The organism is Gemmatimonas sp., from assembly GCF_036405635.1.
GTDB lineage: Bacteria > Gemmatimonadota > Gemmatimonadetes > Gemmatimonadales > Gemmatimonadaceae > Gemmatimonas.
Map to the genome: position 1 here is coordinate 96,638 of NZ_DASWXE010000086.1, position 19,861 is coordinate 116,498.

Annotated in this window: 17 protein-coding genes; 7 read left to right on the forward strand and 10 right to left on the reverse strand. The window is 65.6% G+C overall.

All coding sequences use genetic code 11. The features are described 5' to 3' along the window. Positions 1-8: 8 nt before the first annotated feature. The 3 genes from VGE27_RS07225 to VGE27_RS07235 all read right to left on the reverse strand — a co-directional run bounded on the left by VGE27_RS07225 (position 9) and on the right by VGE27_RS07235 (position 2,418). On the reverse strand, positions 9-1,193 hold the full coding sequence (locus VGE27_RS07225; RefSeq protein WP_331048969.1) for a tetratricopeptide repeat protein: 1,185 nt from the start codon (positions 1,191-1,193) through the stop codon (positions 9-11). Positions 1,194-1,254: 61 nt separating this feature from the next. Then, complete coding sequence (locus tag VGE27_RS07230; protein ID WP_345787992.1) at positions 1,255-2,160, reverse strand: pseudouridine-5'-phosphate glycosidase; 906 nt, start codon at positions 2,158-2,160, stop codon at positions 1,255-1,257. A gap of 21 nt (positions 2,161-2,181) precedes the next feature. Next, entirely contained in the window at positions 2,182-2,418 is a 237-nt protein-coding gene (locus VGE27_RS07235; RefSeq protein WP_331048971.1) for a hypothetical protein, read from the reverse strand. 213 nt (positions 2,419-2,631) lie between these two features. Here VGE27_RS07235 and VGE27_RS07240 point away from each other — a divergent pair, with 213 nt between their 5' ends. Further along, a complete protein-coding gene (locus VGE27_RS07240; protein ID WP_331048972.1) occupies positions 2,632-3,120 on the forward strand; it encodes a hypothetical protein in 489 nt (162 codons plus the stop codon). A gap of 80 nt (positions 3,121-3,200) precedes the next feature. On the opposite strand, the gene VGE27_RS07245 is transcribed toward VGE27_RS07240, so the two are convergent. From VGE27_RS07245 to VGE27_RS07255, 3 genes are read right to left on the reverse strand one after another with little or no spacing between them, the layout of a single operon-like run. Further along, positions 3,201-6,314, reverse strand: coding sequence for a CusA/CzcA family heavy metal efflux RND transporter (locus VGE27_RS07245; RefSeq protein ID WP_331048973.1), 3,114 nt, complete (start codon positions 6,312-6,314; stop codon positions 3,201-3,203). Position 6,315: 1 nt separating this feature from the next. Further along, positions 6,316-7,527, reverse strand: a complete 1,212-nt coding sequence (locus VGE27_RS07250) for an efflux RND transporter periplasmic adaptor subunit (RefSeq protein ID WP_331048974.1) — start codon at positions 7,525-7,527, stop codon at positions 6,316-6,318. Continuing rightward, a complete protein-coding gene (locus VGE27_RS07255) occupies positions 7,524-8,879 on the reverse strand; it encodes a TolC family protein (protein ID WP_331048975.1) in 1,356 nt (451 codons plus the stop codon). The genes VGE27_RS07250 and VGE27_RS07255 overlap by 4 nt, the downstream gene beginning before the upstream one ends. Before the next feature lie 232 nt (positions 8,880-9,111). Between VGE27_RS07255 and VGE27_RS07260 the strand changes: the two genes are divergently transcribed. After that, the gene (locus VGE27_RS07260) at positions 9,112-9,501 is read left to right on the forward strand and encodes a hypothetical protein (protein WP_331048976.1); all 390 of its coding nucleotides are present in this window, start codon (positions 9,112-9,114) and stop codon (positions 9,499-9,501) included. 27 nt (positions 9,502-9,528) lie between these two features. On the opposite strand, the gene VGE27_RS07265 is transcribed toward VGE27_RS07260, so the two are convergent. Next, positions 9,529-10,929 (reverse strand): HAMP domain-containing sensor histidine kinase, encoded by a 1,401-nt coding sequence (locus VGE27_RS07265; protein WP_331048977.1) that lies wholly within the window; start codon positions 10,927-10,929, stop codon positions 9,529-9,531. A gap of 2 nt (positions 10,930-10,931) precedes the next feature. Further along, positions 10,932-11,612, reverse strand: a complete 681-nt coding sequence (locus VGE27_RS07270; RefSeq protein WP_331048978.1) for a response regulator transcription factor — start codon at positions 11,610-11,612, stop codon at positions 10,932-10,934. Positions 11,613-11,645: 33 nt separating this feature from the next. On the opposite strand from VGE27_RS07270, the gene VGE27_RS07275 reads away from it, so the two are divergent. Both VGE27_RS07275 and acnA read left to right on the forward strand, forming a co-directional pair. Beyond that, a complete protein-coding gene (locus tag VGE27_RS07275) occupies positions 11,646-12,785 on the forward strand; it encodes a patatin-like phospholipase family protein (RefSeq protein ID WP_331048979.1) in 1,140 nt (379 codons plus the stop codon). A gap of 177 nt (positions 12,786-12,962) precedes the next feature. Beyond that, positions 12,963-15,716: an aconitate hydratase AcnA gene (acnA, locus tag VGE27_RS07280; protein ID WP_331048980.1), complete on the forward strand. Its 2,754-nt coding sequence runs from the start codon at positions 12,963-12,965 to the stop codon at positions 15,714-15,716. Between the two features lie 151 nt (positions 15,717-15,867). On the opposite strand, the gene VGE27_RS07285 is transcribed toward acnA, so the two are convergent. Continuing rightward, on the reverse strand, positions 15,868-16,665 hold the full coding sequence (locus VGE27_RS07285) for a hypothetical protein (protein ID WP_331048981.1): 798 nt from the start codon (positions 16,663-16,665) through the stop codon (positions 15,868-15,870). Positions 16,666-16,816: 151 nt separating this feature from the next. Here VGE27_RS07285 and VGE27_RS07290 point away from each other — a divergent pair, with 151 nt between their 5' ends. Continuing rightward, positions 16,817-17,800, forward strand: a complete 984-nt coding sequence (locus VGE27_RS07290; RefSeq protein ID WP_331048986.1) for a diacylglycerol kinase family protein — start codon at positions 16,817-16,819, stop codon at positions 17,798-17,800. Between the two features lie 281 nt (positions 17,801-18,081). Here VGE27_RS07290 and VGE27_RS07295 read toward each other — a convergent pair whose 3' ends face one another. Then, positions 18,082-18,666, reverse strand: coding sequence for a glycine zipper domain-containing protein (locus VGE27_RS07295; protein WP_331048982.1), 585 nt, complete (start codon positions 18,664-18,666; stop codon positions 18,082-18,084). Positions 18,667-18,966: 300 nt separating this feature from the next. On the opposite strand from VGE27_RS07295, the gene VGE27_RS07300 reads away from it, so the two are divergent. Further along, positions 18,967-19,542, forward strand: coding sequence for a peroxiredoxin family protein (locus VGE27_RS07300; protein ID WP_331048983.1), 576 nt, complete (start codon positions 18,967-18,969; stop codon positions 19,540-19,542). Positions 19,543-19,546: 4 nt separating this feature from the next. Further along, positions 19,547-19,861: DUF4147 domain-containing protein (locus VGE27_RS07305; RefSeq protein WP_331048984.1), on the forward strand; the 315-nt coding region annotated here is incomplete at its 3' end.

The following is a 19,861-nucleotide window of genomic DNA, read 5'->3' on the forward strand; positions in this document are numbered from 1 at the left end:
CGCGGCGCTCAGTGTTCGATGCGCAGCATGCCCGCGTCCGCACTGCCCCGGATGAATGCTTCCGGTGCATGCGAATCGACACGGGTGCCGGTGGCGCCGTAGAAACGTCGGGCCTCAACGGCCATGTACTCCTCGACTGACCGCCCGGCGTCACGCGCATCGCGCAGCGCCTTCACGATCTCTTCCCACGTGCCTTCAAAGCTGGTGCCGTCGCGCATGATGACGCGGTGCGTGCCGCCATCCGCGCTGAGCAAACCCTGCGCGGCACCGTCGGTCACCATGTCCGCCTGCCCCTCCCCACCGGGCTCGCCGTGCTGATTGGCGAGACCGGTGAGCAGGTTGCCGAGCGCCTCCAGCTGCCCCTGTGACGGGGCAGCTGTGACATCTTCGGACGCTTCCATCGCGGCCTGCTCGATTTCCGTGAGCAGTTCGTCGATGGCATCGGGTTCACCCGCCAGCTCCTGCAGGCGGGCCTCCCAGGGCTTGAACTCGCCGTCGTTGTCCGGCAAACGGTAGACGGACTTCTTGAGTTCGATCAGGCGCCAGATGCCAAGTTCATCCCAGTGGTCTTCTGGCGTGGTCTGTTCGAACTCCCGCAGCGCCGCTTCCAGATCACCGGCGTCGTACAGGATGTTTGCGAGATACACCCGCGCTTCGGCGAAGCGCGGGTCAAGGGTGATGGCGCGCCGCAGCGCAGCCAATGCCTCGGCATCATTGCCCAGCCGATGCTGGGCGTAGCCGATGCAGGCCACGGCCTCGCTCGAATCCTCGGCATGGTGCGCCGCCCGTTCGAAGTACGTCACCGACATGTCGACGTACCCTTCGCGGAACAGCGCCCGGCCGATCTGCAGCATGAGGTCCACATCATCGTCGTATCCGAGCGTGAGCGTACGCTCGAATGCGCGGAATCCTGCGTCGACCTGTCCGAACTTGAGCAGCACTTCGCCGAGTCCGGCCAGTGCATCCTCATGCTCGGCATCGAGCAGCAGGGCTTCCTCGAAACTGCGCCGTGCCCAGGCGTACTCCTCGCGCGCGAGTCGCGCGTAGCCGGCCCCCACATGCAGTTCAACCGCCGCAGGGTACAGCGTGAGTCCCTCGCGCAACAACTCGAGCGCCTCGTCGAACTGCCCTTCGTTGTACAGGGCGTGGGCGCGTTCGTCGTACTCCTCGGAACTCAGGAACGGGTGGGACATTGCGTGTCAGGCCTCCGGATCGTGCGGGTTACCGGATTGTACCGTGCACCACGACGTTGGTTCACGAAGTTCCCTCGACCAGTGCCACCGCGATCTCTCCCGCCAGCCGGGCATTTGCCTCGAGCAGCGCGAGATTGGTGTGCACCGATCGTCCCTCGGTTCGTTGCTGGATCTGGCCCAGCAGAAAAGGAGTCACTGCTGCGCCGCGTACTCCCGCCAAACTGGCGGCGTGGAGCGCTGCGCGGGTGGCCGCATCCACGATCTCCGTCGGAATGGCGGCATCGGCTGGTGGCGGCTGCACCACCAGCATGGCACTTCGTCGTCCCAAGGCCCGATGCGCACGCCAGGCGCGGGCGATCTGTGCGGGACGGTCCAGGCGGCTCGTGAGCCGCAAGCCGGTAGTCGTCGAAAAGAACCCCGGCAATTCGTCCGTTCCACAACCCACCACCGGCACCCCGAGCGTTTCCAGACGCTCGAGTGTGGCCGGCAGGTCGAGGATGGACTTGGCTCCCGCGCACACCACGATCACGGGTGTGCGGGACAGCTCGACCAGATCGGCAGATTCGTCGAACGGTGCATCCCGGTGCACACCGCCGATCCCCCCGGTCGCAAAGACCTCGAGCCCGCCCAGTTCGCAGAGGGCCAGCGTACCTGCCACGGTGGTGGCGCCATCGGCTCCTTCGGCCATGGCCACTCCGAGATCGCGCGCCGAGACCGTTCGGACTCCGGCACGCAGCAGGAACCGCTCGAGATCGTCTCCATCGAGGCCGAGGGTCGGTTCCCCTCGGCAAATGGCGGTGATGGCCGGCACCGCCCAGGCAGCTGTCACAGCTGCGGTCATCCGCAGAGCCGCCTCGCGGTTGTATGGCGGCTCGAGCCCCTGCGCCAGCACCGAACTTTCAAGCGCAACCAGCGCCCTGCCGTGTCCGAGGGCATCGGACACGGGTTGGGTGGCACGCGGCCGCAGGGGGCTTTCACTCACACCAGGTCAGCTTTCAGCGTCCTGGAACGCGTCTGCCTTTCGCGCCTCGACCAGTTCCCAATCACTCGACGTCGGATCGAACACGGCCATGATCTTGACCGTCTCACCAGCCCACGCATCGAACACCTTGCCCGTGTTCTGGTAGATCTTGATCTCGTGGCCGTCCTCGAACTTGAGCACGATGAGAGGATGCGTGTTGTTGGCGTACTGCTTGCGCAGCTTCTGGGGCGTCGGCGCGTTCATCGTTCTGGGGTCAGGGGTCGTTGAAACCTCGCTGTGAAACTTGTGGTGAAGCACAACTGTGCGCCAGACAGTTCCCGCATCCGTTGCGCCGTCGTGGCACCTCCAGAAGCCGGCCGGGTAGGAATTTCCACTCCGTAAGTATTTCCCTCCTGGAGCCCTGCCATGCATACGCGAAACACAGACCTCTTTCCGCGCCGCGAGGCGCAGACTGCGATGACATATACGACTTCCGCTCCCGCCCGTCGCGCGTTCACCGGACTGCGCCTGCTGCCCGTACTCGCTGCCCTGCTGCCGTTCTCGGCACACGCCCAATCGCAGCCGTCGCTCGCCCGCACCGCGACGATGCCGAGCGCACTCGCGGCACCTTCGGTCTCGCCATACGTCGGCACACCAGCGATGCTCGCGACGACCAGCGCGGCCCCGTCAGCAGCACCCGCCTCGGCAGAGCCGCAGACCACCGTCGCGCCGGCGGTGTCGGCGAGTGCCACCACCGCCCAGCCCGTGGCGCTGCAGTCGCGGTCCTTTGCGCCGGCCGAAGCGCCGCGTGCGCCGCATGTTTCCCGGCAGAGCAGCACCGCACTCATGATCGTCGGCTTTGCCGCGATGATTGTGGGCGCTGTGGTTGATGGCGACGCCGGCACACTGATCATGGTCGGCGGCGCGGGCGTGGGCCTCTACGGTCTGTACCACTATCTCAACTGATCGCCCCTGCTCGATGAGCAGAGCCTGATTGATGGCTGATCAGTCTCCAGTTCAGGCAACCGTCATGCGCCCCCGCGCCCTCACACCGAGACGGCGCGGGGGCGCAGTGCTTTGGACAGGTGCACACGCCGGGCGCGCCACTCTTCCAGCCACCCGTACAGCACCGGCAATACGAACAGCGTGAGCACGGTGCTGGTGATCAACCCTCCGATCACCACACTGGCCAACGGGCGTTGCACTTCGCTGCCCGGACTGGTGCTCAGCGCCATCGGCACAAAGCCCAGACTGGCCACGAGCGCCGTCATCAGCACCGGACGCAACCGATCGGCAGCGCCCTGGCGCACACGCCCCTGCACCGAACGGTCGGGCAGGTCTTCATCGTGACGCAGGTGATTGAGATGCTCCACCATCACCACGCCGTTGAGCACCGCAATGCCGAAGAGTGCGATGAACCCAATACTGGCCGACAGGTTGAGGTTGAGTCCGCGCAGCCACAACGCGGCAATACCTCCCACCAACGCAAATGGCACGTTCGACAGCACCAGGATCGCCTGCGGGATGGAGCGGAAGGACAGGTATAGCAGACCGAAAATCAGGAACAGCGCGAGCGGTACCACCAGCTTGAGGCGCGCCATGGCGCGCTGCTGGTTTTCGTACTGACCGCCCCACTCGAGAAAGACGCCCGCGGGCAGGTTCACTTCGTCGGCAATGCGAGCGCGCACTTCTTCCACAAAACTGCCGAGATCACGCCCGCGCACGTTGCTCAGCACCAATGAGCGACGCTGCGCGTCTTCATGCCCGATCAGTTCCGGACCGGTGGTCGACACCATCTCCGTGAGTACCGAGAGCGGCACCAGCTCTCCACCGGGGGCGCGCACCATGATTCGACCAATCGCGGCCGCATCGTCGCGATAACGCTCTGGGAGGCGCACCACCACCGGGATACGCCGGAAGCCATCAATGAGCTCGGCCGCTGTCTGCGAACCCATCGCGTGATCGATGGCATCGCGCACATCGGCCACGCTCACACCGTATTGCGCGAGCACTTCGCGCCGCACCTGCATGCGTACCTGCCCGCTGCCTTCAGCCACCTCCACGGCCACGTCAGCATTGCCGGGCACGGTGGCCACGATGCGTCGCAACCGTTCGGCCACCTGCTGATTCTGTGCGAGATCCGGCCCCACCACCTTGATGCCAAGATCGGTCTTGATGCCGCTCTCGGCTTCGTCGAGACGCATCGCCAGCGGCTGCGTGAACGACACATCCACCCCCGGCAGCACGCGCAAGGCAGAATCCATCGCGGCAACCAGTCCGTCGCGGTCTTTGGCCGTCGTCCATTCGCTGCGTGGCTTGAGGATGACGTACATGTCCCCTTCGAACAGGCCCATGGCCTCCGTGGCCAGGTCCGGACGGCCTTCCTTCGTCACCACCGTCAGCACTTCGGGGAAACGCTTCGTGATGCGCTCGGCCGCGAGCGATAACCGCGTGGCATCGGCCAGATCGACACTGGGCATGCGGCGGGTGTTCACCAGAATCGCGCCTTCATCGAGCTTGGGCATGAACTCGGTACCAATGCGCGACAGCGACCACACGGACACCACCACGAGCACCACCGACGTGACCAACAGCGGCTGCGGACGACGCATCACGGCATCGAGCGCGTTGCGGTACCGAGCCGTCAACCGTTCCAGCCAGGGAGCCGGCGTGCTGCGGCTCTCCCGCAGCGCCCATCCTGAGACCGCCGGCACGTACGTGAGCGCCAGCAGCAGCGAGCCCAGAACCGCACACACGACGGTAAATGCCATGGGCTTGAACATCCGCCCTTCCATGCCGTCGAGTGTGAAGATCGGGATGTACACGGCGACGATGATGGCGATGCCGAACAGAATGGGGCGTCCCACTTCCACGGCTGCCCGTTCGAACAGCCCCAGGCGATGCTCATCCTCTTTGTGGTCCTCCAGTCGTCGGATGAAACTCTCCACCATCACCACGGAGGCGTCCACAATGAGCCCAAAGTCGAGCGCACCGAGGCTCATGAGGTTGGCGGAATATCCGAACAGCGCCATGCCAATGAAGGCCATCAGCATGGAGATGGGGATCACCGATGCCACGATCAGCGCGGCGCGCACGTTGCGCAGAAACAGGAAGAGCACGGCGATCACCAGCAGACCGCCCTCCACCAGGTTCTTCACGATAGTCGCCGTGGTGTGCCCCACCAGATCGGTCTGATCGTAGAACGGCGTGACGTGCACGTGGCGTGGCAATGCGGCCTTGATCTCCTCCATGCGCTCCCGCACCCGCTCGATCACCTCACGCGAGTCGGCGCCCTTGAGCTTGAGCACCATACCGCTCACCACTTCGCCCTTGGCGTCCTTGGTGACCGCACCATTGCGCGGCAACGCCCCGCGTTCGATGGTGGCCACATCGGCAATACGAACCGGCGAGCCGTTGCTGGATCCAACCACGATCCCCGAGATCTGTTCGGCGTTCTCGACGCGCCCGAGACCGCGGAGCGTGAACCGTTCACCACCCTGCTCCAGGTAGCTACCACCAAACGCCATGTCGTTGCGCGCGAGCGCGGCGTGCACGTCGGACAGTGTGAGGCGCCGAGCCGCGAGCCGCACCGGATCGACCTCCACGTCCACACGCTCGGTGTAGCCGCCCCACGAGTTCACTTCGGAGACCCCGGGCACCGTGCGCAGGCGCGGCCGAATCACATAGTCGTGCAAGGTCTTGAGATCAGTCAGCGACATGGAGTCGCTGGTGATCACGTACTGGTACAACTCTCCCATGGGCGTGGACACCGGGCCCAGCGCGGGTTCGACGCCCTGCGGCAGCGCGCCCTTGGCGTCTCCCAACCGTTGCTGCACCAGCTGCCGTGCGAAGTACACATCGGTGCCATCGGCAAACGGCACGGTGATCAACGACAGGCCGAACTTGGATACCGAGCGGACGCGTTCCGCGCCGGGTAGTCCCATCAATGACGACTCGATGGGGTAGGTCACCAGTCGCTCGACCTCTTCTGGAGCCATGCCCGGTGCCGTCGTGATGACTTCCACGCGGGTGCCGGTGAGATCCGGAAACGCGTCGAACGGAATCCGCCGTAACGCATACAAGCCGGCGGCCATCAGGGTGAGCGTCAACGCGACGACGACACCCCGGCGGTGGAGCGCAAAATGAATCAAGCCACGCATGTTATTCGTCCTGCCCGCCGCGGCGCTTCACGAACTCGGCCTTGGCGATTGCGGCGCCACGCGTGAGCACCACGGCACCCACCGGTACGCCGCTCACGATCTCCGTGCGATCCCCGCTGCGCCGTCCCACCTGCACCGACACGGCACGCAGGTGGATCTCGCTTCCGCGAGATTCAGCGACGAACACCAGCGTATCAGTGCCAACTGCCTGGATGGCCGCCGTCGGAACCACGAGTGCCTCCTGCGTGCCCCGACCGAGTACCTGTGCCTGCACAAACGACTCCGCGCGCGCCGACGATGCCGCATCGGGCGTCGCGATCACTTCCACGGTGCGGGTGAGGGTGTCGATGGTGGGAGCCACGCGGCTCACACGGGCCGTGTGTTGCACAGACGGCGCATCAGACAACGCATAGCGTACCTGCCCGCCCACATCGATACCGGCCGCCGTGTTTTCGGCGAGATGGAGTTGCAACTGCAGGCGCCGTGGATCGCCCACGGTGATCAGCGGCATACCAGGCAACACCACACTACCGGGCTGCGCCACGCGCTCGGTCACGACACCACTGATGGGTGTGCGGATGAGGACGTCGTGTTCGTCGGCTCCCGGAGGGAGCGGCCCGGTGCCCGCGAGATGTTCAACGAGCGCCGTGGCGCGATCCCGCTCCGCGACGGCCTCATCGAAACCCGCGCGTGCCACACGCTCCGCAACGGTGGCCCGCTCGAGCTCTGCTCGCGACAGCGCTCTTGCATCGAACAGTCGCTGGGCCCGCGACGCGGCCGTGGTGGCGAGATCACGCTCGGCGGTGGCCGCATCCAGGCGCGCCCGAGCGCGCAGCAGACCGCTCCGCGCGTCCATGATTTCATGGCTGTGAATCATCACCAGCGCCTGCCCCGCGCTCACCCGGTCACCCACGCGCACGGTGACGTGGGTGATGCGCCCCTCGGTGATGGAACCGATGGATTCGAAGGCGCCTGGATCGAGCATCAGGCGACCGGGAGCCGTCACCGAGGCCTGCCACGGCAGCGAGCGCACGGTGTCCACCGCGAATTCGGCGATGCTGGCCGCTTCAGCCGACAGGGTCAGTGTGTCGACCGCCGCGCCGGCGGACCCGGAGCGTTCACTCGCTGGCGACTGCGCTGCGCCTCCACCGCAACCGGCGAGCAGCATCACCCACGACAACACGGTCGGAAACGTTCGTACGTGCATCTTCATCGTCCTGTCGGCAACGTGGAAAGCAGCGGAAGATCGAGCGGACTGTCGGCATCGAGACGCGCGCCAACAGCGCGCTCCAGTTCGAGTCGGGCCAGCCACGCATCGACCATCCACTGGAGGTGCGCCTGCATGGCGTCGGCCGAGGCCCGTTCGGCGTCGAGCAGTTCGGTCAGGGTCACATGGCCTTCGCGGTACGACGCGCGGGCGATTTCGGCGACATCGCGTCCGCGTGTGCCAAAGGTCGCGGCATCGGGTTGTGCGGCCTGCAGGTTTTGGTAGTGCAGCAACGCCACGCGCACCGAGCCGTGCACCACACGGCGTGTGTCCTCGAGCTGCACACGCGCTTCCATCGACTCGCCACGCGCGCGCTGGCGAGCCCCATCGTTGCGGTTGAAGAACGGCAAGGGCATCGCGATACCGATCTGGCCGGTCATCACACCACTGGTTTCCTTCGTGCCGCCCTGCAGTTGCACCTCACCAAACACACCGCGCTGTTCGGCGGTCAGACGGCGATCGGTTTCACGCACAGATGCCTCGCGCGCGCGCAACTCCGGTCGTGCCGTCGCCGCGGCGGACTGCAGAACCAGCGAGTCCGGAGCGCCCGGCATGGCCGGTGCCGTGAGGGTTGCCAACACCGCATCGCCGGGTGAGCGGCCCAGGAGACGTGCGAGTTCGGTGCGCGCCAGCTCGGCATTGCGGCGTGCGCCCATGAGAGCCATGCGCGCACGGTCGGCCTCGAGCGAGGTGCGCAGGGCAACCGCTTCGGCCACGAGCCCCTCGCGCCATCGTGCGGCATCGACATCGGCGATCTGCCGTAGCGCTGCGGCCTGTCGCTCGAGCACATCCAACACGCCCGCCGACATGGCCGCGTGCAACCAACCGCGTGCCACATCGAGATCGGCACTGCGCCAGTCGGCCTGATAGTCGCCATGCGCGCGCGCCGTGCCGGCCGATGTGGCCTGCCGAAGGGCCACACGACGTCCCGAGAAATCGAACGGCACGTAGGCGGTAGCGAAGATATCGGGCTGCAGGGCGCTGCCCAGATTCTCGCGCCGCCATTCGAGCGAGGGATTGGCCCACTGCGTGCTCTCGCGCACCCGACCGATGGCCGTCTGTTCACGCGCGTTGGCGAGTTGGTGCAGCGGCCCATCCGCGCGTGCGCGAGCCAGCGCCTGATGCAAGTCGATGACGGCTCCATCTCCTGCGCCACCGCCCGTGCTCTGTCCATACATGCGCGACACGGGCAGCATCACCAGAGTGGCGGCTGTCGACATCACCATCAATCGCCGTCCGAGGCGACGCAGGCCCATATGACCCGTCACGCCGACGGCCTGGGGTTCACGTTCGTTCATACCGCAGTGTATTTCCGCTGCATGAACGTTTCGTGAACGGCATCGCTGTCACCGGATCGCCGTCATCGCCTTGGGCTACCGAGTACGGGTATCACATCCCGGCACACTCCGTCACAGCTCCGTGATCCAATTCGCAATTCCGATTCAAGTCGGGACGTTGCGCCGCCGATGAACACTTTGCGGCGCAACGAATCGCGCCAGGCTGACCGCTACTGTCCCGCTCCCGCTTCAAATGTCTCCGATCCAACAGCTGACGATCGACGGCGATCGTCCCCTTATCGAGCCACTCGCTCGCCTCGTCCGGGCATACGACCGCGCCATTCGTGCGTGTGAGGCGTTCGATCACGCCGCATCCCGCGAGGCGATCAGCGTCCTGCGTTGCGCCCTCGAACTCGACTCGAGTGCCTCCCGCAGCTTTGACGCGTTGTACGCCTGGTGTGAAGAGTCGGTGGACGGCCGCGATTTCGTCGGTGCGGCCCAGTGCCTGCGCACACTGCGTAACGCCTGGCGCACCGCCACGGCGCCCTCGCCGGAGGTGCCGAGCAGCCTCGACACACCGGCCGATCGTTGGTCGGAAACACGCTCGGTGATCATCCCGCGCAAGGACATCCCGGTCAGCTGACCGATCGATTCCGCCCGTAGGGCGGAGTCACCCCGCAGCCAGCGGCAGGCGGACCACGAACAGCGATCCGCCGCCGCTCCCCTCCGAGACATCGATGCGCCCTCCGTGCCGGCGCACGATCCACATCGCGATGGCCAGCCCCAGACCGCTGCCATCGGCGCGCTTGTGGCGGGCGTCCTCGCCCCGGTAGAAGCGATCGAAGATGCGCGCACGGTCCGGCAGTGGAATGCCGATGCCGCTGTCCTCCACATCGAGCCGCGCGAGCCCGTCCTCCGGCCGCACCGACAGCCGGACATCACCGCCGGCATGGCTGTAACGCAGGGCGTTGTCGACCAGCACCCCGACCAGGCGGCCCAGTAACACGGCATCGCCGAGCACCGGGGTCTCCTCGAGTACCACGAAGTCCAGGCCGATACCCAACTGCATCGCCTGCGGGCGCCACCGCGGCAACGCGTCGGCGACAAGGTCATCGAGGAACAACGGCTTGAGCACCGGCGCCTCATCGCCCGTGGCATCGGCGCGTGCGAGCTGCAACAGTTCATCCACCTGATGTGATACGGCCCGCAACTCCGCATCGAGGGCAGCCAGCACATCGGCACCTGAGGTCTCATCGAGCGCCTTCACACCATCGGCGTCGTGTGCGCTCAATCCCAGCATGGCCAACTCCACCCGTGCGCGCATGCGGGCAATCGGCGTGCGCAGTTCATGGGCCGCGTCCGCCAGAAATTCGCGCTGCTGCGACAGCGCGCCGTCGAGTCGGTCCAGCAGCGCGTTGAAGCGCAGCCCCAACCGACCGATTTCATCACGCGGGTCATCCACGGGGAGGCGAATGCCACTCGCCGGAGCAATCCGCGCCGCCGCGTCAGCCATGGCGCCCACGGGCCGCAGTGTGCGTCCGGTCAGCCACCAGCCGGCCACGCCCGCGCACAGCACCAGCAGGGGAATGCCCACGAGGAACCACTGATCCACCAGGCGCTGCAGCGCGATGGTGTTGGTGAGGCTCGCGCTCACCTCCACCTGATAGCCCGGTGCGAGCTCCGGGTCGAGCGGCACCTGCACGGCGCGCATCGGTCCGGGCGGCAGGTCCTGTGCCCGGCGGGCCAGGCGGGCCGAATCCCCGACCGAAGATCCGTCCGGCCGCCGTACCCGGATCACACGATCCTCGAAGACCAGCTCCTCGGTCACGTGCACGATGGTCCCTTCGATCGTACGCAGTTCGTGGATTTCCGTGCGAAAGAACTGCTGCACGAACCCCGCCGATGCGATCACCGACTCCGAGAACTCCCGCTCGAGTGTGGCACGCAATGCGAAACGAAGGGCCGTCGCGGCCGACAGCAACACCACCAGCAGCGTGGCGGCGTACAGTGCCGTGAAGCGCAGACGGATGCGCGGCAGATGCGCATCAGGGCGGAGTGGTGCGAAGTCCACCGTCAGCCGCGCGAGGGCACGGCCAGTCGATATCCGGCTCCACGCACGGTCGACAGCAGGGGCACCTCCCCCTCTCCATCCACCTTGCGGCGCAGGCGGGCAATGTAGACGTCGATCACATTGCTCATCGGATCGAAGTTGTCATCCCAGGCATGCTCGCCGATGAACTCCCGGGTGAGCACTCGGCCCCGGGCCCGCATGAGCACCTCGAGCACCGCGAACTCCTTGGTCGTCAACGTGATGACCCGGCCATTGCGACGGGCCTCACGGGTGGCCGGATCGAGCTCCAGATCTTCCACCTGCAGCAGCGTCGGCGCGGCATGGTCCGGCCGACGCATCAGGGCGCGCACGCGGGCCACCAGCTCACCCAGCGCGTAGGGTTTGACGAGGTAGTCGTCAGCGCCCAGATCGAGCCCCGCAATACGATCTTCGACGGCGTCCCGCGCCGTGGCCATCAGGATACGTGGCGCCGGCACACGACCGCGCAGTGCGGTGCACAGCACAAATCCGTCGTCGTCGGGTAGTCGAATGTCGAGCACGACGACATCGTACGGGCTGACGGCTGCGAGTGAACGCGCCATCTTCCCTGTGGCCGCCGGATCGACGGCAAATCCGGACGCCCGAAGGAACGCCGTTGCACTTTCGCGCAACGTGTCGTCGTCTTCCACCAGCAACACTCGCATTCGAAGGAATCTATCGGCGAATATGACGGGCGCATGAACGGCAGACGACGGAAGATCGAGACACCCACCGGTGAGTGGGCCGCCGCCACGCCGCGGGTTCGCCCGCGTATTGGAGTGGTGCTGGGAGGTGGAGCGCTGAAGGGCATGGCCCATATCGGTGCCCTCCGCGCTCTCGAAGAAGCAGGCATCGAGCCCACGCTGTACGCGGGCACGAGCATCGGCGCGATGATTGCCGCCGCCGCCGCGTCGGGGCGTTCCGCGTCCGATCTCATGGAGCGCGCCAAGAAGTTCCGTCGCCGGGACCTGTTCCGCATCAACCACATGGGGATGCTGATGGAGCGCATGCTGGCGCGCTCCATCTACCTCGAGGCCCCCCTGCGCACGCTCTGCGAGGTCCTGGTCGACGAGGGCACCTTCGAGTCGTTCAAGGTGCCGTTGCTCGTCACCGCCGTGGATATCGAGCGGGGTGTGCCGGTGGTGTTCGGCCGACCGGGGCTGCGCGACGTGAAGGTGCGCGATGCCGTCTATGCGTCGTGCGCCCTGCCCGGCTTCTTTCCGCCCGGCGTGGTGGGCAACCGCGTCTGCATCGATGGGGGCACCACCGACAATCTGCCGATCGGGATCGCCGCGCTCGATGTCGATGCACTGATCGGCGTCGATGTGGGCATGGCCGACGTGCCACTCGCCACCGGCGTGGCTGAGCAGGGCTTCGCGTCCATCTTCATGCGCGCCGCCGCCATGATGATGCACGAGCAACAACAGAGTGTGCTCGATCGCTGGGCTGCCCCACCGCTGCTGCTCGTGCGCCCGCCCGTCACGCACATCGGCCCATTCTCGTTCTCCCACATCGATGAGCTCATCGAACTCGGATACCAGGCCACGCAACGGGCGCTGATTTCACTCGACGAGATGCTGGCCGCTCCTGGCGGGGTATTTCCGAGAAGAGAAGTCAGGATTCGGGTGGACCGGGGACTGTGCACGGGCTGCGGCATGTGTGTGGCCAATGCCCCCGAGCTCATGGCGCTCGATCGGGAGCACAAGGCGTTTCCGCTGCTCCCCATCCACGAGTTCTCGCCGGCCGATGCCGCCTTCGCCCGCTGCTGTCCCGAGGAAGCCATCCGTATCGAGACCACGAGCGCCTACGAGATGAGCACGATGGGGCCGTTCGTATAACTCGTGCCGTGCAATTGAGGGGAATTACTGGTCACACCGGGTGCGGCGGTCGATATTTCCCGTAGCCTCGTTGGTACCAGGTGTCTCCAGCAATGGTGACATCACGGCGCGACGAGTGGCTCCGTTCCGTACGCGCGTAGTCGCCCGAGGGGTCGGCGCGCGCAGGACAACCCCTTCATGGCGCATCCCAATTCATTCGGCAGCCGCAGCGCGCTGCAGGTGGGCGATCGTTCCTATGCCTACTACCGTCTCGACGCGCTCGACTCCCTCGCGGGAAGTTCGGCCCGGACGCTGCCCTTCTCCTTGCGAGTTCTTCTCGAGAACCTCCTGCGCGGCGAAGACAATGCCTTCGTGAAGAAGGCGGATATCGAAGCGCTCGCGCACTGGGACGTGAAGGCACCCGTCGACAAGGAAATCGCTTTCCGTACGGCGCGCGTGCTGCTACAGGACTTCACCGGCGTTCCCTGTGTCGTCGACCTCGCCGCCATGCGCGATGCGATGGTCGCACTCGGTGGTGACCCGACCCGCATCAATCCGCTTCAGCCTGTCGACCTCGTCATCGATCACTCGGTGCAGGTGGATGAATACGGCACCGAAGCGGCGCTGCTGCTCAACACCGAACTCGAGTTCGAGCGCAACGGCGAACGTTACCAGTTCCTCAAGTGGGGCCAGACGGCCCTTCGCAACTTCCGCGCTGTGCCGCCGGGCACGGGCATCTGTCACCAGGTCAATCTCGAATACCTGGGTCAGGTCGTCTTCACCGCGAAGGACGGTAGCGAGACGCTCGCCTACTGCGATTCGCTCGTGGGCACGGACTCGCACACCACGATGATCAACGGCCTCGGCGTGCTGGGCTGGGGCGTCGGTGGCATCGAAGCCGAAGCCGCCATGCTCGGTCAGCCGGTCAGCATGCTGATCCCCGAAGTCATCGGCTTCAAGCTGCACGGCAAGCTGCCCGCTGGTGCAACGGCCACGGACCTCGTGCTGACCTGCACCGAGATGCTCCGCAAGAAGAAGGTCGTTGGCAAGTTCGTGGAGTTCTACGGCACGGGTCTTTCGAGCCTCGCGCTCGCCGACCGCGCCACCATCGCCAACATGGCTCCGGAATACGGTGCCACGATGGGCTTCTTCCCGGTGGACGCCGAAACGCTCAAGTACCTCCGCCTCTCCGGTCGCAGCGAAGAGCAGGTCGCCCTGGTGGAAGCCTACACCAAGGCGCAGGGTCTCTTCCGCACCGATGAAACGCCCGATCCGATCTTCACCGACACGCTCGAACTCGACCTGAGCACGGTGGTGCCGAGCCTCGCCGGTCCGAAGCGTCCGCAGGACCGTGTGCCGCTCAGCGAGAGCAAGCGCATGTACCGCGAAGCGCTCGCGGCGCAGATGGCAACGCAGACGGCTGCTGCGACGGCGCCGGCCGGTTCCGCCGCGGCCACCATGGTGGCCGAGGGATCGCCGGTCGATTCCGATCACGGCGTGCACTGCGAGTACAAGGGCCAGTCGTTCAAGCTGCAGCACGGCCATGTGGTCATCGCGGCCATCACCAGCTGCACCAACACCAGCAACCCGAGCGTGATGCTCGCGGCCGGCCTGCTTGCCCGCAATGCGGTCGCCAAGGGCCTCAGCACCAAGCCGTGGGTGAAGACCTCGCTGGCTCCGGGCTCCAAGGTGGCCACCGAGTACTTCAACAAGGCGGGTCTCATGGACTCGCTCGACAAGCTCGGATTCAACGTCGTGGGCTACGGCTGCACCACGTGCATCGGCAACTCGGGCCCGCTGCCGACGGAGATCAGTGAAGCGATCGATGCCGGCAAGCTCAACGTGTCGGCGGTGCTTTCAGGCAATCGCAATTTCGAAGGCCGCGTGAATCCGCAGACGCGCTTCAACTACCTCGCGTCGCCGCCGCTCGTTGTGGCGTATGCGCTGGCTGGCCGCATGGATATCGACCTCGCCACCGAGCCGCTCGGCATCGGCAGCGAAGGCCCGGTGTTCCTGCGCGACATCTGGCCGACGGCGCAGGAAGTGGAAGACACCATTCTCACCAGCGTGAAGCGTGAGCAGTTCACCACGCAGTACGCCGATGTCTTCCTGGGCGACAAGTACTGGCAGGCCATTGCTGCCCCCACCGGCGACCAGTACGCCTGGGACAGCAACAGCACGTACGTGAAGAACCCGCCGTACTTCGAAGGCATGACCATGACGCCGCCGGGCATCCGCCCGATCACCGGCGCCAAGGTGCTGGGCATGTTCGGTGACTCCATCACCACCGACCACATCTCGCCCGCCGGCTCCATCGCGGCCGCGAGCCCGGCCGGCAAGTACCTCAACGCCCTCGGCGTCGAGAAGAAGGACTTCAACTCGTACGGAGCCCGTCGCGGCAATCACGAGATCATGATGCGCGGCACCTTCGCCAACATCCGCCTCAAGAATGAACTGACGGGTGGCAAGGAAGGCTGGTGGACGGCCACCGCACCGGGCGCCGAGCCGGAAGCGATCTACGACGTGTCGATGGCCCGCCAGGCCGCCGGTGTGCCGCAGATCGTCATCGCAGGCAAGGAGTACGGCACGGGCTCATCGCGTGACTGGGCGGCCAAGGGCACCATGCTGCTGGGTGTGCGGGCCGTGATCGCGGAAAGCTTCGAACGCATTCACCGCTCGAACCTCGTGGGTATGGGCGTGTTGCCGCTCGAGTTCGTGAACGGTGAAACGCGTCAGAGCCTTGGCCTGACGGGCTTCGAGACCTACGAGATCGTGGGCCTCGACGAATCGCTCACGCCGCGCGCGACGCTCGTCGTGAAGGCCACGGCTGGCGACGGAACGAGCAAGCAGTTCTCGGCCCGTTGCCGCATCGACACGCCGGAAGAAATGCAGTACTACAAGAACGGCGGCATCCTGCCGTACGTGCTGCGCAGCCTAGTGGCCGGCAAGTAAGGCCACCAATGCAGAACGGCGTGGAAATGCCCGCCCCCGAGCATTCCACGCCGTTTCCTGCACCTGCTGTATGATCAACACCCCTGCAGGTGCATACCCTACGCCGGGCCCCCGCGTCACACGATGCGGGGGCCCGGTGTGCTTGTGCCCATCAATCCGGCACACCATCCCGGTTCTGGTCCCGGAAAGCCTTGAAGCTCGTGCGGACGTTGGCGTTCACCGCGTCGGCGATTGCACCCGGCTCATCGGCCGCGATGGGCGAATACAGGCCACTGTCGGCCGCCCAGAACCACTTGGCGATATCCACCAGCACCGTCACCTGCTGAGTCTCCGAGCCGCCCGCGACAGCAGACGGCAGCGGAACGGTCAACACTTCACTGACATCCGTGGTGTACGTGAACGACTCGCCATTGTAGGTGCCTTCGAGGCGAACGCTGACGTCGGCAAAGTTCGGGTTGGCGAGACGGAACGCCGCGTCGATGGAATCACCCGCGATGGGGCGATGCAGATTGAGGCGTACGGACGAGAACGTGCCTCGCGGCGTCGTCACGGTCACACGCCCTCCGTCTGTTCCATTCACAGGAAGGTCGAGAATGGTAGGGCGCAGCAGGATGGTCGCGCATCCCGAGGTGAGCGTGCTGTCGTTGGCCACACAGGTCGAACCTTCGCCATGCAAGCGCACGTCACGCAGCACCATTTCGGCACTGGTGATGATGAGCGTATCTGTGCCACGGATAACCGTCGTTCCACCCGCGCCCACGGTCACCGCAGAGTCGGCAGCGGACTGCGTCCCACGCGCTACCTGAAAGCCGAGCGCCATCTGCGCGTCGGTCTCCGGCCCTACGCCATTGTCGTCGTCATCATCGCTGCCACACGCGGCAAGCAACAGAGCACTGGAAAGAGAAACGGCCACGGCGCCGAGTCGAACCGAATGAATGAGTCGATGCATATTTGTGCACTCCTGTCTGGAATAGAGATCGTGCGAGCCGCTGATGAGCAACCGCACGCGCATTCGTATGTTCACCTGATGACCACGCAGAGTCGGTGATGTATTTCACCGCATCGACACATTCGTTACGGCATCCCGTGCCTGTGATCACATCGAGACGACATTTGTGCATGCACGTCGTACGGCATTCATTCGTCGTGCAATGATCGCAATCGTCGTCAATCCCGCTGCAGGAAACGGTCGCGCTCGCAAAATCGCAAACGATGTACTGCACGCACTGCGACATCGGAATGAGGTGTTCGAGTTCGCCACGACATCACGTGGCGATGAAACGCATCAGGTTGCACGCGCACTCGAAGGTCACGCGCGATGCATTGTCGTGGTCGGTGGCGATGGTTCCGTACATCACGTCGCGCGAGCGCTCGTGTCCGCTCCGCGACGTGTACCACTCGCCATCGTGGCAGCCGGCACAGGCAACGACTTCGTGAAGTCGCTCGGTACTCCAGCACACGACGTCCGCGCGATGACGCAGTGCATCGAGCGCGCACAGGTGCGCAGCATCGATGTCGGGCTCATCGATGGCACACCATTCGTGAACGCCGCTGGCCTGGGCTTCGATGTGGCCGTCCTCGAGCTCATGCAGCGCGCTCCGTTGCCCTGGCTTGGCGGCACCGCTTCGTATGTCGTCACCGCGCTGCGGGCTCTGCTGGGATATCGAGGCTTCGACGCCTCGCTGCGCACACGCATCGTCAGCGAATCCGCAGGCTCCGCACCAACTGCTGATGCGGCATGGCAGGAACGCATCGGGCATTTCACGCATCTGATGACCGTGTTTGCCAATGGCCGCCACTTCGGCGGGGCATTTCGTATTGCGCCGAATGCGCAGCTCGATGACGGCATGTTGGATGTCATCGATATCGGGGCGCTGGCTCCATGGCGGCGCCCCGCCGTGTTCCTGCGCGCGGTACAGGGAAACCACGAGCGCAGTCATGCCGTGCGTTCACACTTCGGCACGGAGTTCACGCTGCATTGCGAGACGCCGCCGATGTACGAAGCCGATGGCGAGCTCTATCGCGCGCAATCGAACACGATCACCGTCACGCTGCGCCCGTCAGCGCTCGACATCATCGTCTGATTCACGGCGCGCCAGCGCGCGCGACGTAGGAACCAAACGCAAAACCACCCGGACCGACGATGTCGGCCCGGGTGGTCCGCCCCTGTTCGCCCCCTCCACGAAGCGTTCAGAAACCCTCGGCAGCTGTGTCCCCTCACATTCACTGCCTTTTTCCAGAACACCGCACCCCTTGGAAGGTTCCGGCGTTGTATGGCAGTGTGTCCGTCTGCTTCGTCCCGCCTGATCGACCACACGCTCCGCATGCGTGTCATCGATCAGTGTTGCCAATGAGCTACCGCTTATTACGGTCGCTGCACCTGATGACCGATCATGCCACCGAGCACCGCACCACCGAGTGCGCCAACGGCCGCACCCTTGCCCTTGTCACGCGACGACAGCACACCGATCGCTGCGCCTGCCGCCGCACCATAGATGGCGCCCTTCTCCGTCTGACGACGGCCCGCCTGTGTACCGGCGCCAGAACCCGACCCGTTGCCCGACGATCCCGTGCCCGCCCCCGCGCTGCTGCGCGACGTGGACTGCGGCGCTGGCACGTACACCACGCGCGTCTGCGGCTGCGGCGCCGGATACCCGGCCTGCGGATACGACGCCTGCTGATAGCCATACGGCGTCTGATACTGGCCCGGATACGGAGCATATCCCTGCGGGTAGCCCAGTTCTGCCGGTCCGACATACATCTGCCGATTGGCTGGCGCCTGCGCTGCCGCCATCAGATCCGCGCGCAACTGCTGATCGAAGTCCTTGTCGCGACCACCACACGCGGTCAGCACACCGAAGGCGACCGGAGCGAGGAGTGGCAGCGCCGCCTGGCGCATCCTGCTCGGCAGCGACGGCATACGATCCGACTGGTTCTGATGGGTAGTCATCTGTCAGTTCTCCTGAATGGGTGGGCGCGATCCGGAAGTCCGAGTCGGCATTCCGATCGCGCCGCCGACACCCAGTACAATGGCAGGGACCGTGCCAGCCGGATTCCGCCGGTTTTCACCCCAAAAACGCCGATTCTGTCCTCAATCGTGGTCACTCGGCCGTCCCGCCGCGGCGACAGGCCAAGGGCCTGACGACGTCGATCACAACCCCATGGGGATTGGCAGCGTTATGCTCTGGAGCGTAGCGTTCAGTCCCGCGCACGGCGGCCTGCCGCGCTTCCCACCCTTCCGGAGCATTCGATGTCCATTCGTTCGCGTATCGCCGCCTTGGCGGCGTCGATCGCTTTCGTACCCGCCATGGCTGGAGCGCAGGCTGCGCCCGCAGGCCCCGCCCCGCTCAAGGTCGGCGACGTGGCACCCGACTTCACCGTTGCCACTGCAACGGCGGCCGGACTGTCCGCCAAGCCGTTCAAGCTTTCCGAGCACCGCGGTGAAACGGTCATCCTCGCCTTCTTCCCGAAGGCCCGTACGCGCGGCTGCACGGTGCAGATGGAATCGTACCGCGACCGCTACGCCGAACTGTTCAAGAGCGGCCAGAAGGTGACCCTCGTCGGCGTCAGCGTCGATCCGGACAGCGCGCTCACGTCATGGGCGAAGGACGCCAAGTTCCCGTTCCAGTTCGCTGCTGATGTCGATCGTAAGGTCGGCGTGGCGTACGCTGCCAACACGGGCGAAGGCTTCCACAAGCGCCTGCTCTACGTGATCGATCCGCAGGGAAAGATTTCGTACGTCGCTGCGCCGTTCAACCAGATGTCCGCCGACGCCTATACGGACCTCGGCTCGGCCATCACGAAGGCCGGCCACGCCGCGCACTGATTTGATGAACGACTCCCGCGCTCTGCTCGCCGCACTCCACGCCGCGGCGGTGCAGGGCGCGGCGCCGTACCTGCACACCAAGCGCGCCGTCGATCGCTGGCTGTCCGCGCGACCGGGCTCCGGTACCGATGAGGTTCCGCCGGTCCATGTCTTCGCGCTGGGCAAGGCTGCGTGGGCGATGGCAGAAGGCGCGTGTGCGGCCCTGACCGACCGCGGGTTGACTGTGGCCGGTGGTGTCGTCGTGACCAATCACTTGCCGATGAGTGCAGAGGCTGGCCACGTGCCATCGCTGCCGCCCGAATTGCGGCGCGCCCAGGGC

Coding starts and splice junctions, on each gene's coding strand:
- VGE27_RS07225 (WP_331048969.1), bottom strand. CDS start 1,193: ATGTCCCACCCGTTCCTGAGTTCCGAGGAGTACGACGAACGCGCCCAC.
- VGE27_RS07235 (WP_331048971.1), bottom strand. CDS start 2,418: ATGAACGCGCCGACGCCCCAGAAGCTGCGCAAGCAGTACGCCAACAAC.
- VGE27_RS07240 (WP_331048972.1), top strand. CDS start 2,632: ATGACATATACGACTTCCGCTCCCGCCCGTCGCGCGTTCACCGGACTG.
- VGE27_RS07245 (WP_331048973.1), bottom strand. CDS start 6,314: ATGCGTGGCTTGATTCATTTTGCGCTCCACCGCCGGGGTGTCGTCGTC.
- VGE27_RS07250 (WP_331048974.1), bottom strand. CDS start 7,527: ATGAAGATGCACGTACGAACGTTTCCGACCGTGTTGTCGTGGGTGATG.
- VGE27_RS07255 (WP_331048975.1), bottom strand. CDS start 8,879: ATGAACGAACGTGAACCCCAGGCCGTCGGCGTGACGGGTCATATGGGC.
- VGE27_RS07260 (WP_331048976.1), top strand. CDS start 9,112: ATGTCTCCGATCCAACAGCTGACGATCGACGGCGATCGTCCCCTTATC.
- VGE27_RS07270 (WP_331048978.1), bottom strand. CDS start 11,612: ATGCGAGTGTTGCTGGTGGAAGACGACGACACGTTGCGCGAAAGTGCA.
- VGE27_RS07275 (WP_331048979.1), top strand. CDS start 11,646: ATGAACGGCAGACGACGGAAGATCGAGACACCCACCGGTGAGTGGGCC.
- acnA (WP_331048980.1), top strand. CDS start 12,963: ATGGCGCATCCCAATTCATTCGGCAGCCGCAGCGCGCTGCAGGTGGGC.
- VGE27_RS07285 (WP_331048981.1), bottom strand. CDS start 16,665: ATGCATCGACTCATTCATTCGGTTCGACTCGGCGCCGTGGCCGTTTCT.
- VGE27_RS07295 (WP_331048982.1), bottom strand. CDS start 18,666: ATGACTACCCATCAGAACCAGTCGGATCGTATGCCGTCGCTGCCGAGC.
- VGE27_RS07300 (WP_331048983.1), top strand. CDS start 18,967: ATGTCCATTCGTTCGCGTATCGCCGCCTTGGCGGCGTCGATCGCTTTC.